The organism is Micromonospora sp. ATA51, assembly GCF_016802855.1.
GTDB lineage: Bacteria > Actinomycetota > Actinomycetes > Mycobacteriales > Micromonosporaceae > Micromonospora > Micromonospora sicca.
The window spans coordinates 26,583-42,354 of sequence record NZ_JAEVHJ010000019.1; the positions used below are offsets into that span (position 1 = coordinate 26,583).

General features: G+C 74.1%; 17 protein-coding genes and 4 pseudogenes. 10 read left to right on the top strand and 11 right to left on the bottom strand.

Annotated elements, in window-relative coordinates; all coding sequences use genetic code 11:
• Positions 1-121 precede the first annotated feature (121 nt).
• From JNW87_RS05730 to JNW87_RS05740, 3 genes are all read right to left on the bottom strand, one after another.
• On the bottom strand, positions 122-433 hold the full coding sequence (locus JNW87_RS05730) for an antibiotic biosynthesis monooxygenase (protein WP_109806063.1): 312 nt from the start codon (positions 431-433) through the stop codon (positions 122-124).
• Between the two features lie 58 nt (positions 434-491).
• Positions 492-1,289: an exodeoxyribonuclease III gene (locus JNW87_RS05735; RefSeq protein WP_109806064.1), complete on the bottom strand. Its 798-nt coding sequence runs from the start codon at positions 1,287-1,289 to the stop codon at positions 492-494.
• A 99-nt stretch (positions 1,290-1,388) separates the two neighbouring features.
• Positions 1,389-2,309 (bottom strand): proteasome assembly chaperone family protein, encoded by a 921-nt coding sequence (locus JNW87_RS05740; RefSeq protein WP_109806065.1) that lies wholly within the window; start codon positions 2,307-2,309, stop codon positions 1,389-1,391.
• Positions 2,310-2,743: 434 nt separating this feature from the next.
• On the opposite strand from JNW87_RS05740, the gene JNW87_RS05745 reads away from it, so the two are divergent.
• The 3 genes and pseudogenes from JNW87_RS05745 (at position 2,744) to JNW87_RS05755 (ending at position 4,663) form a co-directional block, all read left to right on the top strand.
• Complete coding sequence (locus JNW87_RS05745) at positions 2,744-3,631, top strand: peptidase M23 (protein ID WP_109806066.1); 888 nt, start codon at positions 2,744-2,746, stop codon at positions 3,629-3,631.
• A 111-nt stretch (positions 3,632-3,742) separates the two neighbouring features.
• Complete coding sequence (locus tag JNW87_RS05750; RefSeq protein WP_201750057.1) at positions 3,743-3,889, top strand: hypothetical protein; 147 nt, start codon at positions 3,743-3,745, stop codon at positions 3,887-3,889.
• Positions 3,890-3,926: 37 nt separating this feature from the next.
• A pseudogene (locus JNW87_RS05755) lies at positions 3,927-4,663 on the top strand (EcsC family protein).
• A gap of 60 nt (positions 4,664-4,723) precedes the next feature.
• Here JNW87_RS05755 and JNW87_RS05760 read toward each other — a convergent pair.
• The gene (locus tag JNW87_RS05760) at positions 4,724-5,563 is read right to left on the bottom strand and encodes a GDSL-type esterase/lipase family protein (RefSeq protein WP_238453242.1); all 840 of its coding nucleotides are present in this window, start codon (positions 5,561-5,563) and stop codon (positions 4,724-4,726) included.
• A 116-nt stretch (positions 5,564-5,679) separates the two neighbouring features.
• A pseudogene (locus JNW87_RS05765) lies at positions 5,680-6,050 on the bottom strand (hypothetical protein).
• Positions 6,051-6,139: 89 nt separating this feature from the next.
• On the opposite strand from JNW87_RS05765, the gene JNW87_RS05770 reads away from it, so the two are divergent.
• From JNW87_RS05770 to JNW87_RS05790, 5 genes and pseudogenes are all read left to right on the top strand, one after another.
• Positions 6,140-6,394 carry a DUF6343 family protein gene (locus JNW87_RS05770; protein ID WP_109800269.1) on the top strand — a complete coding sequence of 85 codons (255 nt, stop codon included), beginning with the start codon at positions 6,140-6,142 and terminating at the stop codon, positions 6,392-6,394.
• 12 nt (positions 6,395-6,406) lie between these two features.
• Entirely contained in the window at positions 6,407-7,819 is a 1,413-nt protein-coding gene (locus JNW87_RS05775; protein WP_238453243.1) for an NADP-dependent succinic semialdehyde dehydrogenase, read from the top strand.
• Positions 7,820-7,860: 41 nt separating this feature from the next.
• Positions 7,861-8,826 (top strand): TIGR03885 family FMN-dependent LLM class oxidoreductase, encoded by a 966-nt coding sequence (locus tag JNW87_RS05780; protein ID WP_109800271.1) that lies wholly within the window; start codon positions 7,861-7,863, stop codon positions 8,824-8,826.
• Between the two features lie 37 nt (positions 8,827-8,863).
• A pseudogene (locus JNW87_RS05785) lies at positions 8,864-10,443 on the top strand (Na+/H+ antiporter).
• Positions 10,444-10,471: 28 nt separating this feature from the next.
• Positions 10,472-10,729: a UBP-type zinc finger domain-containing protein gene (locus tag JNW87_RS05790; protein WP_109800273.1), complete on the top strand. Its 258-nt coding sequence runs from the start codon at positions 10,472-10,474 to the stop codon at positions 10,727-10,729.
• 33 nt (positions 10,730-10,762) lie between these two features.
• Here the strand turns inward: JNW87_RS05790 and JNW87_RS05795 are convergent, their stop codons facing one another.
• The 4 genes from JNW87_RS05795 to JNW87_RS40200 form a co-directional block, all read right to left on the bottom strand.
• Positions 10,763-11,296 carry a GNAT family N-acetyltransferase gene (locus JNW87_RS05795; protein ID WP_109800278.1) on the bottom strand — a complete coding sequence of 178 codons (534 nt, stop codon included), beginning with the start codon at positions 11,294-11,296 and terminating at the stop codon, positions 10,763-10,765.
• 82 nt (positions 11,297-11,378) lie between these two features.
• Complete coding sequence (locus JNW87_RS40190) at positions 11,379-11,573, bottom strand: hypothetical protein (RefSeq protein WP_305070444.1); 195 nt, start codon at positions 11,571-11,573, stop codon at positions 11,379-11,381.
• Entirely contained in the window at positions 11,543-11,773 is a 231-nt protein-coding gene (locus tag JNW87_RS40195; protein WP_305070445.1) for a hypothetical protein, read from the bottom strand. The genes JNW87_RS40190 and JNW87_RS40195 overlap by 31 nt, the downstream gene beginning before the upstream one ends.
• Positions 11,774-11,866: 93 nt before the next feature.
• Positions 11,867-12,697: an MFS transporter gene (locus JNW87_RS40200; RefSeq protein ID WP_305070446.1), complete on the bottom strand. Its 831-nt coding sequence runs from the start codon at positions 12,695-12,697 to the stop codon at positions 11,867-11,869.
• Positions 12,698-12,901: 204 nt separating this feature from the next.
• On the opposite strand from JNW87_RS40200, the gene JNW87_RS05805 reads away from it, so the two are divergent.
• Positions 12,902-13,414 carry a GNAT family N-acetyltransferase gene (locus JNW87_RS05805; protein ID WP_238453244.1) on the top strand — a complete coding sequence of 171 codons (513 nt, stop codon included), beginning with the start codon at positions 12,902-12,904 and terminating at the stop codon, positions 13,412-13,414.
• 159 nt (positions 13,415-13,573) lie between these two features.
• On the opposite strand, the gene JNW87_RS05810 is transcribed toward JNW87_RS05805, so the two are convergent.
• Positions 13,574-13,894 (bottom strand): multidrug efflux SMR transporter, encoded by a 321-nt coding sequence (locus JNW87_RS05810; RefSeq protein WP_109800276.1) that lies wholly within the window; start codon positions 13,892-13,894, stop codon positions 13,574-13,576.
• Between the two features lie 532 nt (positions 13,895-14,426).
• On the opposite strand from JNW87_RS05810, the gene JNW87_RS05815 reads away from it, so the two are divergent.
• Positions 14,427-15,152, top strand: a complete 726-nt coding sequence (locus JNW87_RS05815) for a PP2C family serine/threonine-protein phosphatase (protein ID WP_238453245.1) — start codon at positions 14,427-14,429, stop codon at positions 15,150-15,152.
• A gap of 4 nt (positions 15,153-15,156) precedes the next feature.
• On the opposite strand, the pseudogene JNW87_RS05820 reads toward JNW87_RS05815, so the two are convergent.
• Positions 15,157-15,772, bottom strand: a pseudogene (locus JNW87_RS05820) (ATP-dependent helicase C-terminal domain-containing protein); the annotation flags it as partial.

The window sequence follows — 15,772 nt, forward strand, 5'->3', positions numbered from 1 at the left end:
ATATCGCTTCGGTCATGTTCCAGAAGTCTTGACCTGCGGCGTCTGCCATGCCGCGCCCTGTGTGCCTATCTCGCGGTCTTCTAAGCAGCGGGTGCCCGACACCCGCCAGCCCTGATCGGGCTCAGGCCTTGCCAGGGACCTGCTGGACCACCTCGAACTCCAGCAGGTTCGCGCCGCTGGCCACCGGCCGGCGCTGCTCGCCGCCCGCGTGCGCGGCCCGGGACGGCCCGGCCGCCCACGCCTGGTACGCCTCCTCGGACTCCCAGCGCGTGTAAACGAAGTAGCGGCTCTCCCCGGCGACCGGGCGGAGCAGCTCGAAGCCGAGGAAGCCGGGGGAGTTCTCCACCGCGCCGGCCCGGGCCGCGAACCGCTTCTCCAGCTCCTCGCCGGCGCCGGGCGGGACGTCGATCGCGTTGATCTTCACGACTGCCATGGCTCCACCATAACGACCGGGCCGGCTGTCGATCCGGGCGGCGACGTCGTCGGGCGGATCAGAACGCCTCGACGGCCGGCACCAGGTCGGCGTCGACCACGATCGGGGCGTGGTCGGAGGGGCCCTTGCCCTTGCGCGCCTCCCGGTCCACGTACGCGGAGCGGACCGCCCGGGCGAACGGCGCGGAGGCGTACACCAGGTCGATCCGCATGCCCTTGTTCTGGTGGAACATCCCGGCCCGGTAGTCCCAGTAGGTGAAGGGGTGCGGGCCCTTCATCGGGGTGGGCACCACGTCGGTGAGCCCGAGGTCGCGCAGCGCGGCCAGAGCCGCCCGCTCGGCCGGGGTGACGTGGGTGGAGGCGACGAAGAGCGCCGGGTCCCAGACGTCGGCGTCGGTCGGCGCCACGTTGAAGTCGCCGCAGACCGCGAGGGGCAGCCCGGTGGTCAGCTCCGGTTCGAGCGCGTCACGCAGCGCGGCGAACCAGGCCAGCTTGTACGCGTAGTGCGGGTCCTCGGGGGTGCGGCCGTTCGGCACGTACACCGACCAGACCCGCAGCCCGTCGCAGGTCGCTGAGATGGCCCGGGCCTCGGGCTCGGGGAAGCCGGGTTCGCCGGGGAACCCGACGGCCACGTCGGCCAGCCCGACCCGGGAGAGGATGGCCACCCCGTTCCATCGGCCGTCGCTGTGGCTGGCCGCCTCGTAGCCCAGCTCGCCCACCTCGGCGACCGGGAACGCCCCGTCGGGGCACTTGGTCTCCTGCAGGCAGACGACGTCGGGCTTCGTGGTGGCCAGCCAGTCGAGCAGCCGGGGCAGGCGGGCCTTCACCGAGTTGACGTTCCAGGTCGCCAGGCGCATGCCTCCAGCCTGCCGTATCGCCGGCCGACCCGCCGGGTCACCTCCCCGGGGTGTCGTGCCGAGCCGTGGGCGGGGTCCCGCCGGAACGACACCCAGGGGTCAGGTGCCCGGGGTGTCGTTCGGGCGGGTCTGCTCGGCCAGGAAGCGTTCCAGCTCGGCGCCGAGCTCGTCGGCGGTGGGCAGCGGGCCGGTCTCGGCGGCCAGCAGGTTCTTCTCGCCGCGGCCCCGGGCGAACGCGTCGTACTGCTCCTCCAGGGCCTGGACCAGGGTGGCCGCCTCCTCGGTCTGGGCGACCTGGCGGTCGATCTCCACCCGGACCACCTCGGCGGCCGCGCGCAGCCCGTCCCGGGGCAGCAGCAGGCCGGTGCTGCGGGACACCGAGGCGAGCAGCGCCTCGGCGGCGGCCGGGTACTCGGTCTGGGCGACGTAGTGCGGCACGTGCGCGGCGAAGCCGAGCGCGTCGCGGCCCTGCTCGCCGAGGCGGTACTCCAGCAGGTGGCCGACGCTGCCCGGCACCTGCACCCGTTGCAGCCACGGTTCGTAGCCGGCGATCAGCTCCCGGCGGGTGGCATGCGCGGTGACCCCGGTGGGACGGGTGTGCGGCACCGCCATCGGGATGGAGTTGAGCCCGACGGTGAGCCGGACGTCCAGCCGGGCGGAGAGCCCGGCGACCGCGGCCACGAAGCGCTCCCACTGGAGGTCCGGCTCGGGGCCGGTGAGCAGCAGGAAGGGCGTCTCGTCGTCGTCGTGGAGCAGGTGCAGCTCCAGCGCCGGGGCCTCGTAGTCGGCCCAGCGGTCCTCGACGAAGGTCATCACCGGGCGGCGGGAGCGGTAGTCGAAGAGCTGGTCGACGTCGAACCGGGCGATGGGCCGCGCCTGGAGGGAGGTGAGCAGCTGCTCACGGGCCAGCCGGGTGGCGCTGCCGGCGTCGACGAAGCCGGTGAGCGCCTGGATCAGCACCGGTTGACCGAGTTCGGGCAGCTCGTCGGTGAGTTCGTAGAGCTCGTGTGGGTCGAGCACCGGTCGGGACCTCCCTGGATACGCGCGTACGGGTGGCCGTGCGCGCACGGCACCCGGTTCGGGCAACGTACCCGCAATCCTGATCCATTCCGGCGGGACCCGGCTCGGCGGCCAACTGGATGATCACAATCCGGCGCACCGATTGATCAAATTGGGGCGAATACGCCGATCTTGCACCGCCCGCCGCCGTACGGGTGAATGGTGGATCGGCCGAAAGGACTAGTTAGCCGTTCATGGCCCTATCGCCCGCCGGGCGCGTGCTACCTCCCCTGGGCGGCGCGACTCGTGACCGGGCGGAGGTTTGACCGGCCCGCGAGGATCCTCCCGTCCGGGCCCAGGGTGGCCCGGCCGGTCCGGTTCGGGAGGGCGCAACTGTGGCAAGGGCCACTCGATGACGCTGGGTGACCCGCGGTCGACCTGCCTAGCCTCGTCGAATGCGTGACGACGGCACCCTCGACGACCAGTGCGGCCTCGGCGGTTCGGCTGACCGTTCGGACGATAGCTCCTCCACCGTTCGGTCAACCAGCCCCTGCGAGCCCTCCACTTCTCGGCTCCCCGGCCTCGGCTTCCTCCGTACCCGCCTCCGCGGGTTCGCTAACCCCCTCGCCCCCCGGCCAGGCCGGACCCGGCTGGCGGTGGCCACCGGCGCGGTCTGCTGCCTCGGTCTCGTCGGCGTCACCCAGGTCGGCGCCGGCGCGGTCGGTGGCACGAAGGCCCCCGCCCAGCCGGCGGAGGTCGCCGAGCGGGCGACCCCGGACGCGGCGTCCCGGGGCAGCGACCGGCAGACCCCGGCGCCGGTCGCGCAGACCGCCGACCCGGACGTCTCTCCGTCGGCCACGAAGAAGCCAGTGGCCAAGCCGAAGCCGAAGCCGAAGCCCAAGCGGATCGCCCCGGTGGCCGGCCTCGACGAGGACCAGATGGACAACGCCAAGGCGATCGTGCGCGCCGGCCGGGACATGGGCGTGCCCCGCCGCGGCCTGGTCATCGCGGTGGCCACCGCGATGCAGGAGAGCAACCTCTACAACTACGCCAGCGCGGTGCTGCCCGAGTCGCAGAACTACCCGCACCAGGCGATCGGCTGGGACCACGACTCGGTCGGGCTGTTCCAGCAGCGCCCCAGCAGCGGCTGGGGGGCGGTGGAGGACCTGATGCAGCCGGAGTACGCCACGAAGCAGTTCCTCGCCGCGCTGGAGCAGATCCCCGGCTGGCAGGACATGGCGCTCACCGATGCCGCCCAGGCCGTGCAGGTGTCCGCCTTCCCGTGGGCCTACGCCCAGCACGAGTGGCGGGCCGAGCGGGTCGTCGACGCGATCCTCGGCTGACCGGGGCGGGTGCCGCGGCGCACTGTGGACGCGTGCCGGACGGCGGTTCCGGGTACCAGGGTTTGCCGCACCCGGGTACACATGACGGGGGACCGCCGACAGGAGGACGACATGTCACTGGTGCAACGGATCAGCATGTTCCTGCGTTCACCGCGCGGCCAGCAGCTCGTCCAGCGGGGACGGCGTGAGTTGGCCAAGCCGGAGAACCAGCGCAAGCTCAAGCAGCTGGCCTCGCGGCTGTCCAGCCGCCGACGCTGACCCCGTACCGCCGCGAACCGACCCCCCGGGAGCCCTGGTGACCGACTCCGCACCCGTCGACGGCGAGCCCACCGTCCCCACCCCGCCCACCGCGCCGGCCGACGCCCCCGAGACCCCGCCGGCCACGCTCTGGGACCGGATGCGGGACGACCCGCAGTACGCCCCGGAGCACCTGGCCCTGGAGGCCGTCCGGCGACTCGGGCCGGAGGCGGCGCAGTGGGCCGCCCGGGAGCGCGCGGAGCGGCCCGACGTCTCCGGCGACGAACTCGCCGACCAGGCGGTCCGCAAGTTCGTCAACCACGCCCGGCTCTCCGGCGCGGTCTCCGGGGCGCCGGGCTGGCCGGCGCGGTGGTCGACGTGGGCGTGCTGGCCTGGACCCAGGCCCGGCTGGTGCTGCACGTCGCGGCGGCGCACGGCGTCGACCCGGTGCACCCCGACCGGGCCACCGACCTGCTGGTGCTGCAGCGGGTGCACAAGGTCGCCGAGAGCGCCCGGCTCGCCCTCGGGGTGGCCGCCGGGCGGGAACGGGCCGGCGCCCTCTTCGGCATGGCCGGGGAACGCCCGCTGGGCAGGGTGATGCTCCAGCTCGGCGTACGGCTGGCCCAGATGGCCGGGATGCGGGCGGCGAAGCGGGTCGTCGCCAAGGTCGTTCCCGGCGCGGCGATCATCCTCGGCACCTGGGCGAACTCGTCGGCCACCAAGGATCTCGCCGAGCGGGCCCGCGCCCTCTACCGCAACGGCCCGGACGGCCTGCCCCGGCAGCGCCGCCCCTGACCCGGCCACCGCCCCACGTTCCTCCGGACCGCCGGGCCGAGGTGTGCGGCGGGGTGCCGATCAGTCCGACCAGCCGGCGGCCGGCCAGCTCACCTCGGCGAGCCGGTCCTGGCCGGAGGCGTTCGGGTGGAACCAGTCCAGGCTGTTGACCAGGTCCAGGCCGAAGCGGAGCCGGTGCGCCGCGCCGCCGTCCCACCGGCAGCGGGACCCGTACGCCCGGCAGGCCGCGCGGAGCTGGGCGTTGTAGTCGTCGATCCGCTGCCGGAACCGGGTCCGCCGGGCCACCGCGGCGGGCGCCGTCGAGGTCGGGTCGGCCAGCAGCGCCGGGCAGATGCCGTACCCCCAGGCCCGTACCGCCCGGGGCTCGGTGTGCCCCACCTCCCAGAGCCGGTACAGGTCGGGGATGCTGACCACCAGCACCCGCGCCTTGGGCCGGCCCTTGCGCAGCACCCGCAGCCCCCGGTCGAGCTGGTCGCGGAAGGTGGCCACCGGGGTCATCGCGTCGATGCCGCCGTGGCAGGCGTCGTTGGCGCCGATCAGCACCGTGACGTAATCCGCCTGGTCGCGGACCGCCGCGCCGGCCTGCCCGGCCAATGCCGTGGCCCGGGCCCCGGGCGACGCCCGGTCGTACGCCCGCAGCGCGGGGTTGCGCTCGCGCAGCCGCCGGTAGTGGCTCTCCACCCGCAGGCCGTCCCCAGTGGACCAGGAGTTGCGTTCGCAGCTGACCAGCACCAGGCAGGAGGCGAAGCCGCTGGTGATCGAGTCGCCGAGCGCGGACATCACCCCCGGCGCGCCGGGGCGCGCGGAGCCCGACGGGCGCGGCGAGGCGTCGGCCCCGTCGCAGGCGATCGCCACCAGCGCCGCCAGGCAGGCGAGGGCGGCGACCCAGCGTCGAGGCATCACGTCCCCCGTCCGACGGCACAGAGCAACGGCACGGTGACCCTATGCGCGCCGCGCGACGGGGAGCGACTCCTGTCAACTTTCAGGCATTGACAACTGTCGTTAAAGTCTGCGTGCTAACGACCGCTGCGCCAGGGTGCCGGCTGGCCGTGCAGCCACCAGTGCAGGGCCCGGGTGATCCTCGGCAGCACCAGGTAGGGACCGGCGGGTCGAACCAGCCCTCGATGCCGGTCCGCCGCTCCACCCGGGTGTGCTCGACGATGCCCTGGGCCGAGCCGAGCCACCAGTTCCGCTGCGGAGACTCCCCCCACCGGCGCAGCGTCTCGTCGTCGGCGAAGCGGTACATCACGTGCCACTCGGCCGACCCCGGCGCCGCCCTCATCCTCCCCGGAGTCGTCCGCTTCGGCCCGGTCACGGCGCACCGGCGTAACGCAACCCACCGGGGGGGTCGAATCCACCGGATACCCGGCCCGTGGCCGGCAATCACCAGGGCCGCCCGTCTCGCCTGGGGCGGGTGGTCGCCGGCCCGGCGCGGGCCGCAGGTTAGCCGCCACGGGGGCCGGGTAGGTCGGAGAAATGACGCGATCGCAGCCCCGCCGCAGGGTCAACGCCGCCTACAGCGCGCTGAACCTGCGGCTCGTGCTCGCCAGCTTCGGGCTGGTGGCCATGACCGTCTTCGCGGTGGTGGCGTTCTGGGCCGGTGTGGCCTGGCTGGGCGTCGTCTGCGCGGTCCTCGCCGTCGTGGCCGCGGTCGACCTGATCGTCATCCAGCGCCGACGCGCGGCCCGCCACCGCGAGGAGCCGGGCGCGCGGCACTCACTGTTCGAGTGACAGGAGTACGACATGCCCATCGCCACCACCAACCCCGCCACCGGACAGGTGCTCAAGACGTACGACCCGATGTCTGCCGAGCAGCTCGACGCCGCCATCGGGCGGGCCGACCTCGCCTTCCGGGACCTGCACCGCACCACCGTCGCTCAGCGGGCGCAGTGGATGAACGCGGCGGCGGAACTGCTCGCCGCCGAGCGCGACGACACCGCCCGGCTGATGACCACCGAGATGGGCAAGACGTACGCGGCGGCGCAGGCCGAGGTGACCAAGTGCGCCACGGCCTGCCGCTTCTACGCCGCGAATGCCGAACGGATGCTCGCCGACGAGCCGGCCGACGCCGGCGCGGTGAAGGCGAAGCGGGCCGTCGTCCGCTACCAGCCGCTCGGCCCGGTGCTCGCGGTGATGCCGTGGAACTTCCCGCTCTGGCAGGTGATCCGGTTCGCCGCGCCGGCCCTGATGGCCGGCAACACCGGCCTGCTCAAGCACGCCTCGAACGTGCCGCAGACCGCCCTCTACCTAGAGGACGTCTTCCGCCGGGCCGGCTTCGGAGAGGGCGCGTTCACCACCCTGCTGGTCGGCTCGGACGCCGTCGACCGGATCCTCAGCGATCCCCGGGTCCGCGCCGCCACCCTCACCGGCAGCGAGGGCGCCGGCCGCTCGATCGCCCAGATCGCCGGCCGGGAGCTGAAGAAGACGGTGCTGGAACTCGGCGGCAGCGACCCGTTCGTGGTGATGCCCTCGGCCGACCTGGACCGGGCCGCCGAGGTCGCCACCACCGCCCGCTGCCAGAACAACGGCCAGTCCTGCATCGCCGCGAAGCGGTTCATCGTGCACACCGACGTCTTCGACGCCTTCGCCGAGAGGTTCGCCGCGAACATGGCGGCGCTGAAGGTCGGCGACCCGATGGACGGGGGCACCGACGTCGGTCCCCTCGCCAGCTCGCACGGCCGGGACGAGGTGGACGCCCAGGTTCAGGACGCGGTCCAGAACGGCGCCACCATCCTGTGTGGCGGCGAGAAGCCCGCCGGCGACGGCTGGTACTACCCGCCGACCGTGGTCACCGACCTGACCCCGCGGATGCGGATGTGGTCCGAGGAGGTCTTCGGCCCGGTCGCCGGCCTCTACCGGGTCTCCTCCTACGAAGAGGCCATCGAGGTGGCCAACGGCACCAAGTTCGGCCTCGGCTCCAACGCCTGGACCACCGACCCGGCCGAGCAGGAGCGCTTCGCCACCGACCTGGACGCCGGCAACATCTTCATCAACGGCATGACCACCTCCTTCCCGGAGCTGCCCTTCGGCGGCGTGAAGAACTCCGGATACGGCCGGGAACTGTCCGCCGTGGGCATGCGGGAGTTCTGCAACACCAAGACCGTCTGGGTGGGGGAGGGCGCCGCCTCGGCGGGCGCCGGCGCGCACGCCGAGTAGCCGCGATTGGCCGCACACCGCCATGGGTAGGAGGTGGCCCCATGACGGTGTTCGGCTTCCACGCGTCCCATGAGCAGATCCACCCGGCCCGGCTGCTGGAGGCGGTGGTCCACGCCGAGCGGGCCGGCTTCGACGCCGCCATGTCCTCGGACCACTTCTCGCCGTGGAGCGCCCGGCAGGGGCACTCCGGCTTCGCCTGGTCCTGGCTGGGCGCCGCCCTCCAGGCCACCAACCTGTCCTTCGGCGTGGTCAACGCGCCCGGGCAGCGGTACCACCCGGCGATCATCGCGCAGGCCATCGGCACCCTCGGCGCGATGTACCCGGGCCGGTTCTGGGCGGCGCTCGGCACCGGCGAGGCGAGCAACGAGCACATCACCGGGGACGGCTGGCCGCGCAAGGACGTCCGCGCCGCGCGGCTGCGCGAGTGCGTCGACGTGATCCGGGCACTCCTCGCCGGGGAGGAGGTCAGCCACGACGGGCTGATCCGGGTCGACCGGGCGAAGCTGTGGACCCGCCCGGAGCAGCCTCCGGCGCTGATCGGCGCGGCGGTCAGCGTGGCCACCGCGCGCTGGTGCGCCGAGTGGGCCGACGGCCTGATCACCGTCAACGCGCCCGTCCACCACCTCCGCCGGATGATCGACGCGTACCGGGACGCCGGCGGCCGGGGGCCGCTGCACCTCCAGGCGCACCTGAGCTGGGCGCCCGACCAGGCCGAGGCCGAGGCCGTCGCGTACGACCAGTGGCGCAGCAACGTCTTCGCCCCGCCGGTCTGCTGGGACCTGGAGCTGGCCGAGCACTTCGACGTCGTCTCCGCGGACGTGCCGCTGGAGAAGGTCACCTCGACCGTCAACGTCTCCGCCGACCTGGGCCGGCACGTCGGCTGGCTGGAGGAGTACCTGGCGCTCGGCTTCGACCAGATCGCCCTGCACCACGTCGGGCAGGAGCAGCGGGCGTTCATCGACGCCTTCGGCGCCGAGGTGCTGCCGAAACTCCGCACGGCCGCCTGATCACCGGGGCCCGCCGCGACCCCTAGGCTCGTACCCCATGGAAGCTCTGTTCGAGGTCGTGGTCTTCCTCGCGATCGCCACCTTCGGCGCGGCGCTGGCCCGCCGGTTGGGCCTGCTCGCGCCGATCCTGCTGGTCGTGCTCGGCCTCGCGCTGTCCTTCCTGCCGTTCTTTCCGCAGGTGCGGCTGGACCCGGAGCTGGTGCTGGTTGGCATCCTGCCGCCGCTGCTCTACGTGGCGGCCCTGGACACGTCGGTGCCGGCGTTCAAGCTCAACCTGCGGCCGATCCTGCTGCTCGCGGTGGGACTGGTGCTGTTCACCGCCTTCGTCGTCGGCACGTCGTGCACCTGCTCCTGCCCGACGTGCCGTACTCGATCTGCCTGGCCCTCGGCGCGGTGGTGGCGCCGCCCGACGCGGTGGCCGCCACCGCGGTGGCCCGGAAGGTCGGACTGCCCCGCCGGATCGTCACCATCCTGGAGGGGGAGAGCCTGGTCAACGACGCCACCGCGCTGGTGCTGCTCCGGGTCGCCATCGTCTCGGCCACCGTGACCGGCGGCGGGGTGGGCTTCGGTGACGTGGCCCGCGAGGTGCTGGTCGCCACCGGCGGCGGCATCCTGATCGGACTGCTCGGCGTCGTCGTCTTCGGCTACCTGCACAAGCGGACCACCGACGCGGTGCTGGACAACGCGCTGTCGCTGATCGTGCCGTTCGCGGTCGTCTTCGCCGCCGAGGAGATCCACGCCTCCGGGGTGGTCGCCGTGGTGGTGACCGGGCTGGGCATCGGCCACAAGCTGCCGCTGCTGATGTCGGCCGCCTCCCGGCTCCAGGTCGCCGCGTTCTGGCGGCTGATCCGGTTCCTGCTGGAAGGGCTGGTCTTCCTCCTGGTCGGCCTGCAACTGCGGGAGGTGGTCCGGGACCTCGACGAGCCCTTCGGCTTCCTGGCCGGGATCACCGTGGCGGTGCTGCTCGCCGTCTTCCTGACCCGGTTCGTCTGGCTCTTCCCGGCCACCTACCTGGCCCGGCTGATGCCCCGCGTCCGGCGCCGGGACCCGGTGCCGCCGGTGCAGGTCCCGATCGTCATCGGCTGGGCCGGGATGCGCGGCGTGGTCACCCTCGCCGCGGCGCTCGCCCTGCCGATCACCCTGGCCGAGGGGCGGCCGTACCCGCGGCAGCTCTTCATCTGGCTGGCGTTCGCGGTGATCGTGGTCACCCTGGTCGCCCAGGGCGCCACCCTGCCGGCCGTCGCCCGGCGGTTGAAGCTCCCGGCGGACGACCCGGTGCAGGACGCGCTCTCCGCCGCCGCCGTGCAACAGCAGGCCAGCCGCGCCGCCCGGGAACGCCTCGACGAACTGGCCGACGGGGCGCCGCCCGCCGTCGTCGAGCGGCTGCGCGGGCTGGTGCAGAGCCGCACCAACCTGGCCTGGGAACGGCTGGGGGGCACCGAGCGGGAAACCCCGTCCCAGGCGTACGGTCGGCTGCGGCAGGAGATGATCGACGCCGAGCGGGAGGTCTTCCGGGCCGCCCGCGACTCCGGGAAGATCCCCGAGGAGGTGCTGGTGCGCGCCTACCGGGACCTGGATCTGGAGGAATCGTTGCTGCGTCAGGAGAACGACGAGTGAGCCGCCGAGTCGAGCGGGAGGATGACCGATGAGCTGTCAGCATCTGGCCGAGCCAGGGGCGGCCGAACCGAAGAACACCGGCGAGTGCCCGGACTGCGTGGCCGTCGGCAACGCGGACTGGGTGCACCTGCGGGGCTGCCTGACCTGCGGGCACGTCGGCTGCTGCGACTCCTCGCCGCTCCAGCACGCGACGAAGCACTTCGAGTCCACCGGGCACCCGGTGATGCGTTCGATCGAGCCGGGGGAGGCGTGGCGCTGGTGCTTCGTCGACGAGGAGATCGGCTGACGGGCGTGCCCGTCGACGTCGAGGTGTGAGCGCTCAGTCGAGGCGGCGGGCGAGGACCTGACCGGGCCAGGGCTCCCGGCCCGGGCGCACGACCGTGAACGGCTCGGTGGCGGTGAAGCCGCAGCCCTCGTAGAAGCGCACCAGCGCCCGGTCGTCCCCGCCGTAGCAGTCCACCCGCAGCAGCCCCAGCCCGCGCGCCCGGGCCAGCTCCGCGGCGTGGTCCAGCAGCCGCGCCCCGACCCCCAGGCCGGCGTGCGCCCGGTCGGTGACCAGCAGGTTCACGTACAGCTCCGGCTCGGTGGCCGGGGGGACATAGTCGGTGGCCGCGCCCACCACCAGCGCGCCTACCGGGGTGTCGCCGAGCAGCGCCAGGTGCAGGCCACCGCCCGCCGCCCAGGCGTCGGCCTGGGCGATCCGGCGCGGGTCGGCCGACGCGGGCTCGGTGCCCCACTGGCCGGTCCGGCCGCGCGCCACCAGCCAGGCGGTGGCGCGGTCGAGCAGCCGCAGCACGGTGGCCGCGTCGTCGGGTCCGCCGGGTCGGATGGTGATGGTCTGCTGGTCCGTCATGCCCGCCATGCTGCTACATCGGCGCGGACCGTCGATCATCGGATGACCGGTACCGGCCGGCGCGATCGGCCGGGCCGGTCGCTCAGCCGGCACGACCGGAGGATGCCGGCGCCCGGTCCTCCGCCTCGGGTGCCGGGCGGGTGGCGAGCGCCCACCGGGCCAGCGCCGGGGTGGCCAGGCCGACGCCGGCGAAGAGCACGCCGACCGCCAGCCAGCCGGGCACCCCGCCGTCGAGGACCACCAGGGTCAGCAGGGCCGGGCCGACCGCCCGGGCCAAACCGGCCAGCAGCCCGTCCGCCCCCTGGTACGCGCCGACGCGTCCGGCGGGGCCAGGTCGTAGGCCAGCCCGGCCCCGGCGGTGCCGTGCCACAGGTCGCCGACCGTGTGGACGACGGTGGCGACCAGCAGGAGCGCGACCGCCGGGGCGGTGGGCTGGCCGGCGGTGGCGGCGTACAGCAGCATCGCCGCGGCCAGCACCAGGCCGCCCGGCGCAGCTGCCGGGCCGCCGGGACGACGCCGTTTGCGCCGCGGCTCAGCCGCACCGCCAGCAGCACGGTGAGCACGTGTTGGTCAGCAGCACCGCCGACACCACGGGCGGTGGCGCGCGGCCCGGGTCACCGCCCACAGCGGCACGACGAGGGTCAGCACCGTCAGGTGCAGCGCGAGCACCGCCGATGTCCCGCTCACCGCGAGGAACCGCCCGTCGCGCAGCGCCTGGCCGCGCCGCCGGCCGACGGCCGTCCGGGGGCGCGGGGCCGGCGGGTAGGCGGGCAGTCGCAGCAGCAGCGCCGCGGACACCAGGTAGGTGGTCGCGTTGCCGGCCACCAGCACCTGGTACGCCACGTGCGTGTCGGCGGCCAGCGCGAACCCGGCCAGGCCCGCCCCGACCGCGATGCCCAGGTTCGCCACCGCCCGCAGCGTGGCGAAGGCGTGCACCCGGCCGTCAGGACCACCCACGGCGGCGACCAGGGCGGCGCGGACCGCCAGATTGCCGGAGGCAGACAGCAGTTCGAGCACCGCGACGATCAGGAACGCCGGGAACGAGCCGACCAGCAGGTACGCCGCGGCGACGACGGCTTGGCAGAGCTGCAGGACCGCCCGGAGCGTACGCGGGTCGCGCCGGTCGGCGAGGCTGCCGAGCGGCACGCTGACGGTCAGCCCGACCAGCCCGGCGACGGTGAGCCCGGCGCCGACCGAGGCGGCGGAGAGCCCCACGTCACGGGTGAGGTAGAGCGCCGCGCCGGCCAGCCACAGTCCCGAGCCGACGGTGTTGGCGAGGGTGGCCAGGGAGAGGGTGCGCAGCGGCCCCGGCGGTGGGATGGGCGACATCGCCGCGGCCAGGCGCCCCGCGAGCCGGCTCGGAGACGACGGTCGAGCTGCGGCGTCCTCATCGACGGCCATGCCACCGACCCTAGGCAGGGCCGGGTGGACCGGCTGCCCCCGGCGACGCGACGCCGGTCACAGCAGACCGGTCACCGCCGCCCCGCGGGCTGCGGTACGCGGACGGAGGCCATGCCGGCCGCGGTGGCGGCCTGGAGGCCGAGGTACGGGATCGGGCTGGAAACACGCTGGCCGGGACGGTGCCGCTCTGCTTGGCTCGGCGACGTGGAGAGCACCAGGATCGCGCGGGCGGACGAGTTGACCGAGGTGCAGCGGCTCGAGGTGGCCTCCGGGGCGCCGTTCCGGGAGATCGGCATGGTCGACGTCGCCGACATGCCGCCGCTGCCGCTGGACGCGCTCGCCACCTGCCAGCGGGCCGGGGGACTCCGGGTGGCGGTGGACGCCGAGGACCGGCCGCTCGCCTTCGCCGTGCTCGACCTGGTGGACGGCTGCGCGCACGTCCAGCAGCTCAGCGTCGATCCCACGTACGCCCGGCGGGGAATCGGGCGGAGACTGCTCGACGACGTGGCCGGGTGGGCTATCGGCCAAGGCCTGCCGGCGTTGACGCTGACCACGTTCCGCAGCGTGCCGTGGAACGGGCCGTACTACGCCCGGTGCGGATTCCGGGAGTTGACCGGGGCGCAGGTCACGCCGGGGCTGGCCGAGCTGCTGGCGGCTGAAGCCGCGATCGGTCTGGACCCGGCCGAGCGGGTCGCCATGCGTCGCCCCGCCGGCTGACCGTCAGCATCGGCCGGGACTCAACCGGCCGGCGGCAGCTCCCACATCCGCGCCTCAAGCCGGGCGAGGGCGCGCGGGTCGGCGTCGGACGGGCGGACGAGGCGGTCCTCCCGCCAGCGCCGCAGCAGCCCGCCGTCCAGCGGATTCGGTACGGCCGGCTCAGTGGGCGCCGCCGAGGTTGAGCACGACCACCCCGGCGATCACCAGACCCGCCCCGATCACCTTGGTCACGCTGAGTGGCTCACCTAGGAAGGCCGCGCCGATGGCCATGATGGCCGCGGTGCCCAGGCCGGACCAGATCGCGTACGCCACGCCGACCGGGATCTCCTTGACCGCCAGGGCGAGCAGCCCGAACGCCGACAGGTACGCCACCGCCAGGCCGAGCGTCGGCCAGAACCGGGTGAAGCCGTCGGTCGCCTTCAGCAGGCTTGTGCCGATCACCTCGGCGGTGATCGCGGCCAGCAGGAACACGTACGCCACGGGTCTCCTCCCGGTACGCCGGTACGGGAAGGACCGTACCGGTGCGGGTGGAGCCGTTGTCCAGGAGCGGCGGGAAGCCCCGGGGATCCGCCGACGAACGCCTGCCGGGCGGCCGGAACGCGCTCAGCGCGCTGCCGGGGTGCATTCCCGCCGGCGGATTCTCGCCGCTGGATCGTGCCGGCCGAACGGGACCGACATGGTGGCTGGTGCGCTACGAAGCTGATGTCGTCGGTGAATCACGGCGACGGCCGGCCGCGGCCGGGCTGGCTCCGGGTGCCGCGTCGCTGAATCGTTTACGTCATCAGCTTCATAGCGTCTCCCCAGAAGGCCTTCGCGCGGCGCGCCCCGGTCCGGGCCGAGGGCGATCGATGACGGTTCATCGACCGCCAGCGTCTCGCCGCTGGCAATCGATCGACCCCGATGACCTGACGCGGGTCCGCGGCGCGACGGACAGTGAGATTCACCGCGCCACGCGGGCCTCGTCCTGATCTCCTAGAGACAACTGAGCCCTTCGCCTGGCAGGCTGCCTCCCATGACCCTGAAGCTTCGTTCCGTGGGGGCGAGCGACCGTGGGCTGATCCGCAGCGGGAACCAGGACGCGCTCCACGCCGGCAGCTGGCTCGTCGCCGTCGCCGACGGCATGGGAGGCATGGCGGCCGGTGACCTGGCCAGCCGGATCGCGATCGACGCGGTCGGGCCGCTGGATGTGGAGACCCCCGAGGACGCGCTGGTCGCCGCCCTGCAGAGCGGGCTCGAGCTGGCTACGGCGCGGATCCGTCAGGCGGTCGCGGAGGATCCGGAACGCCAGGGCATGGGCACCACACTGACCGCCCTGCTCTTCGCCCGGACCGGGAGCTGCCTGGCCCTGGCCCACGTCGGCGACTCCCGGGCCTACCTGTTCCGCGAAGGGGTGCTCAAGCAGGTCACCCGCGACGACACCTTCGTGCAGATGCTCGTCGACCAGGGTGTGATCACCGCCGAGCAGGCCAGCAGCCACCCGCGCCGGGCGGTGGTCACCCAGGCCCTGCAGGGCGACGAGGTCTCCCCGACGTACGCGACGATGGTGCCGTGGGCCGGCGACCGCTGGCTGCTGTGCAGCGACGGCCTCTCCAACGTGGTCCGCCCGGACACCCTCGCCGAGGTGCTGGCCGGCCAGCCCGACCGGGAGGCGTGCGCCCGCCAGCTGATCGACCTGGCCCTGCGGGCCGGCGGCCCGGACAACGTCACCGTGGTCATCGCCGACATCGTCGACGAGTAGTGCCTCAGCGTCGCCGGGGCGCGGCGCGCCGGGTGGGCTCGGCGGTGGTCGGATCCTCCGGCCACGGGTGCCGCGGGTAGCGCCCCCGCAGCTCCGCCCGGACCTGGGGGTAGCCGGACCGCCAGAAGGACGGCAGGTCGGCGGTGACCGCGACCGGCCGGCCGGCGGGGGAGAGCAGGTGCAGCAGCACCGGCACCCGGCCGTCGGCGAGCCGGGGCGCCTCCCGCCAGCCGAATGTCTCCTGGAGTTTCACCGCGAGCACCGGCGCGGCCGGGTCGGCGTAGTCCACCCGGACCCGGGAGCCGCTCGGCACAGCCAGCCGCTCCGGGGCCAGCTCGTCGAGCCGGGCGGCCTGCCGCCAGTCCAGCAGCCGGCGTAGCGCCGACGCGACGTCGATCCGGGCGAGGTCGGCCCGACGGCGGGCCCGGGCCAGCTCCGGACCGAGCCAGCGCGGGGCGTCGGCCAGCAACGCGGCGTCGCTCATGTCCGGCCAGTCGTCGCCGAGGGCCTGCCGGCAGAACGCCAGCCGCGCGCGCAGCGCGTCGCCGCCGGGGTCCAGGTCAGCAGCCCCAGCCCGCCCTGGCGCAGGCCGGTCAGCACCGCCGCGGCGACCAGCTCCG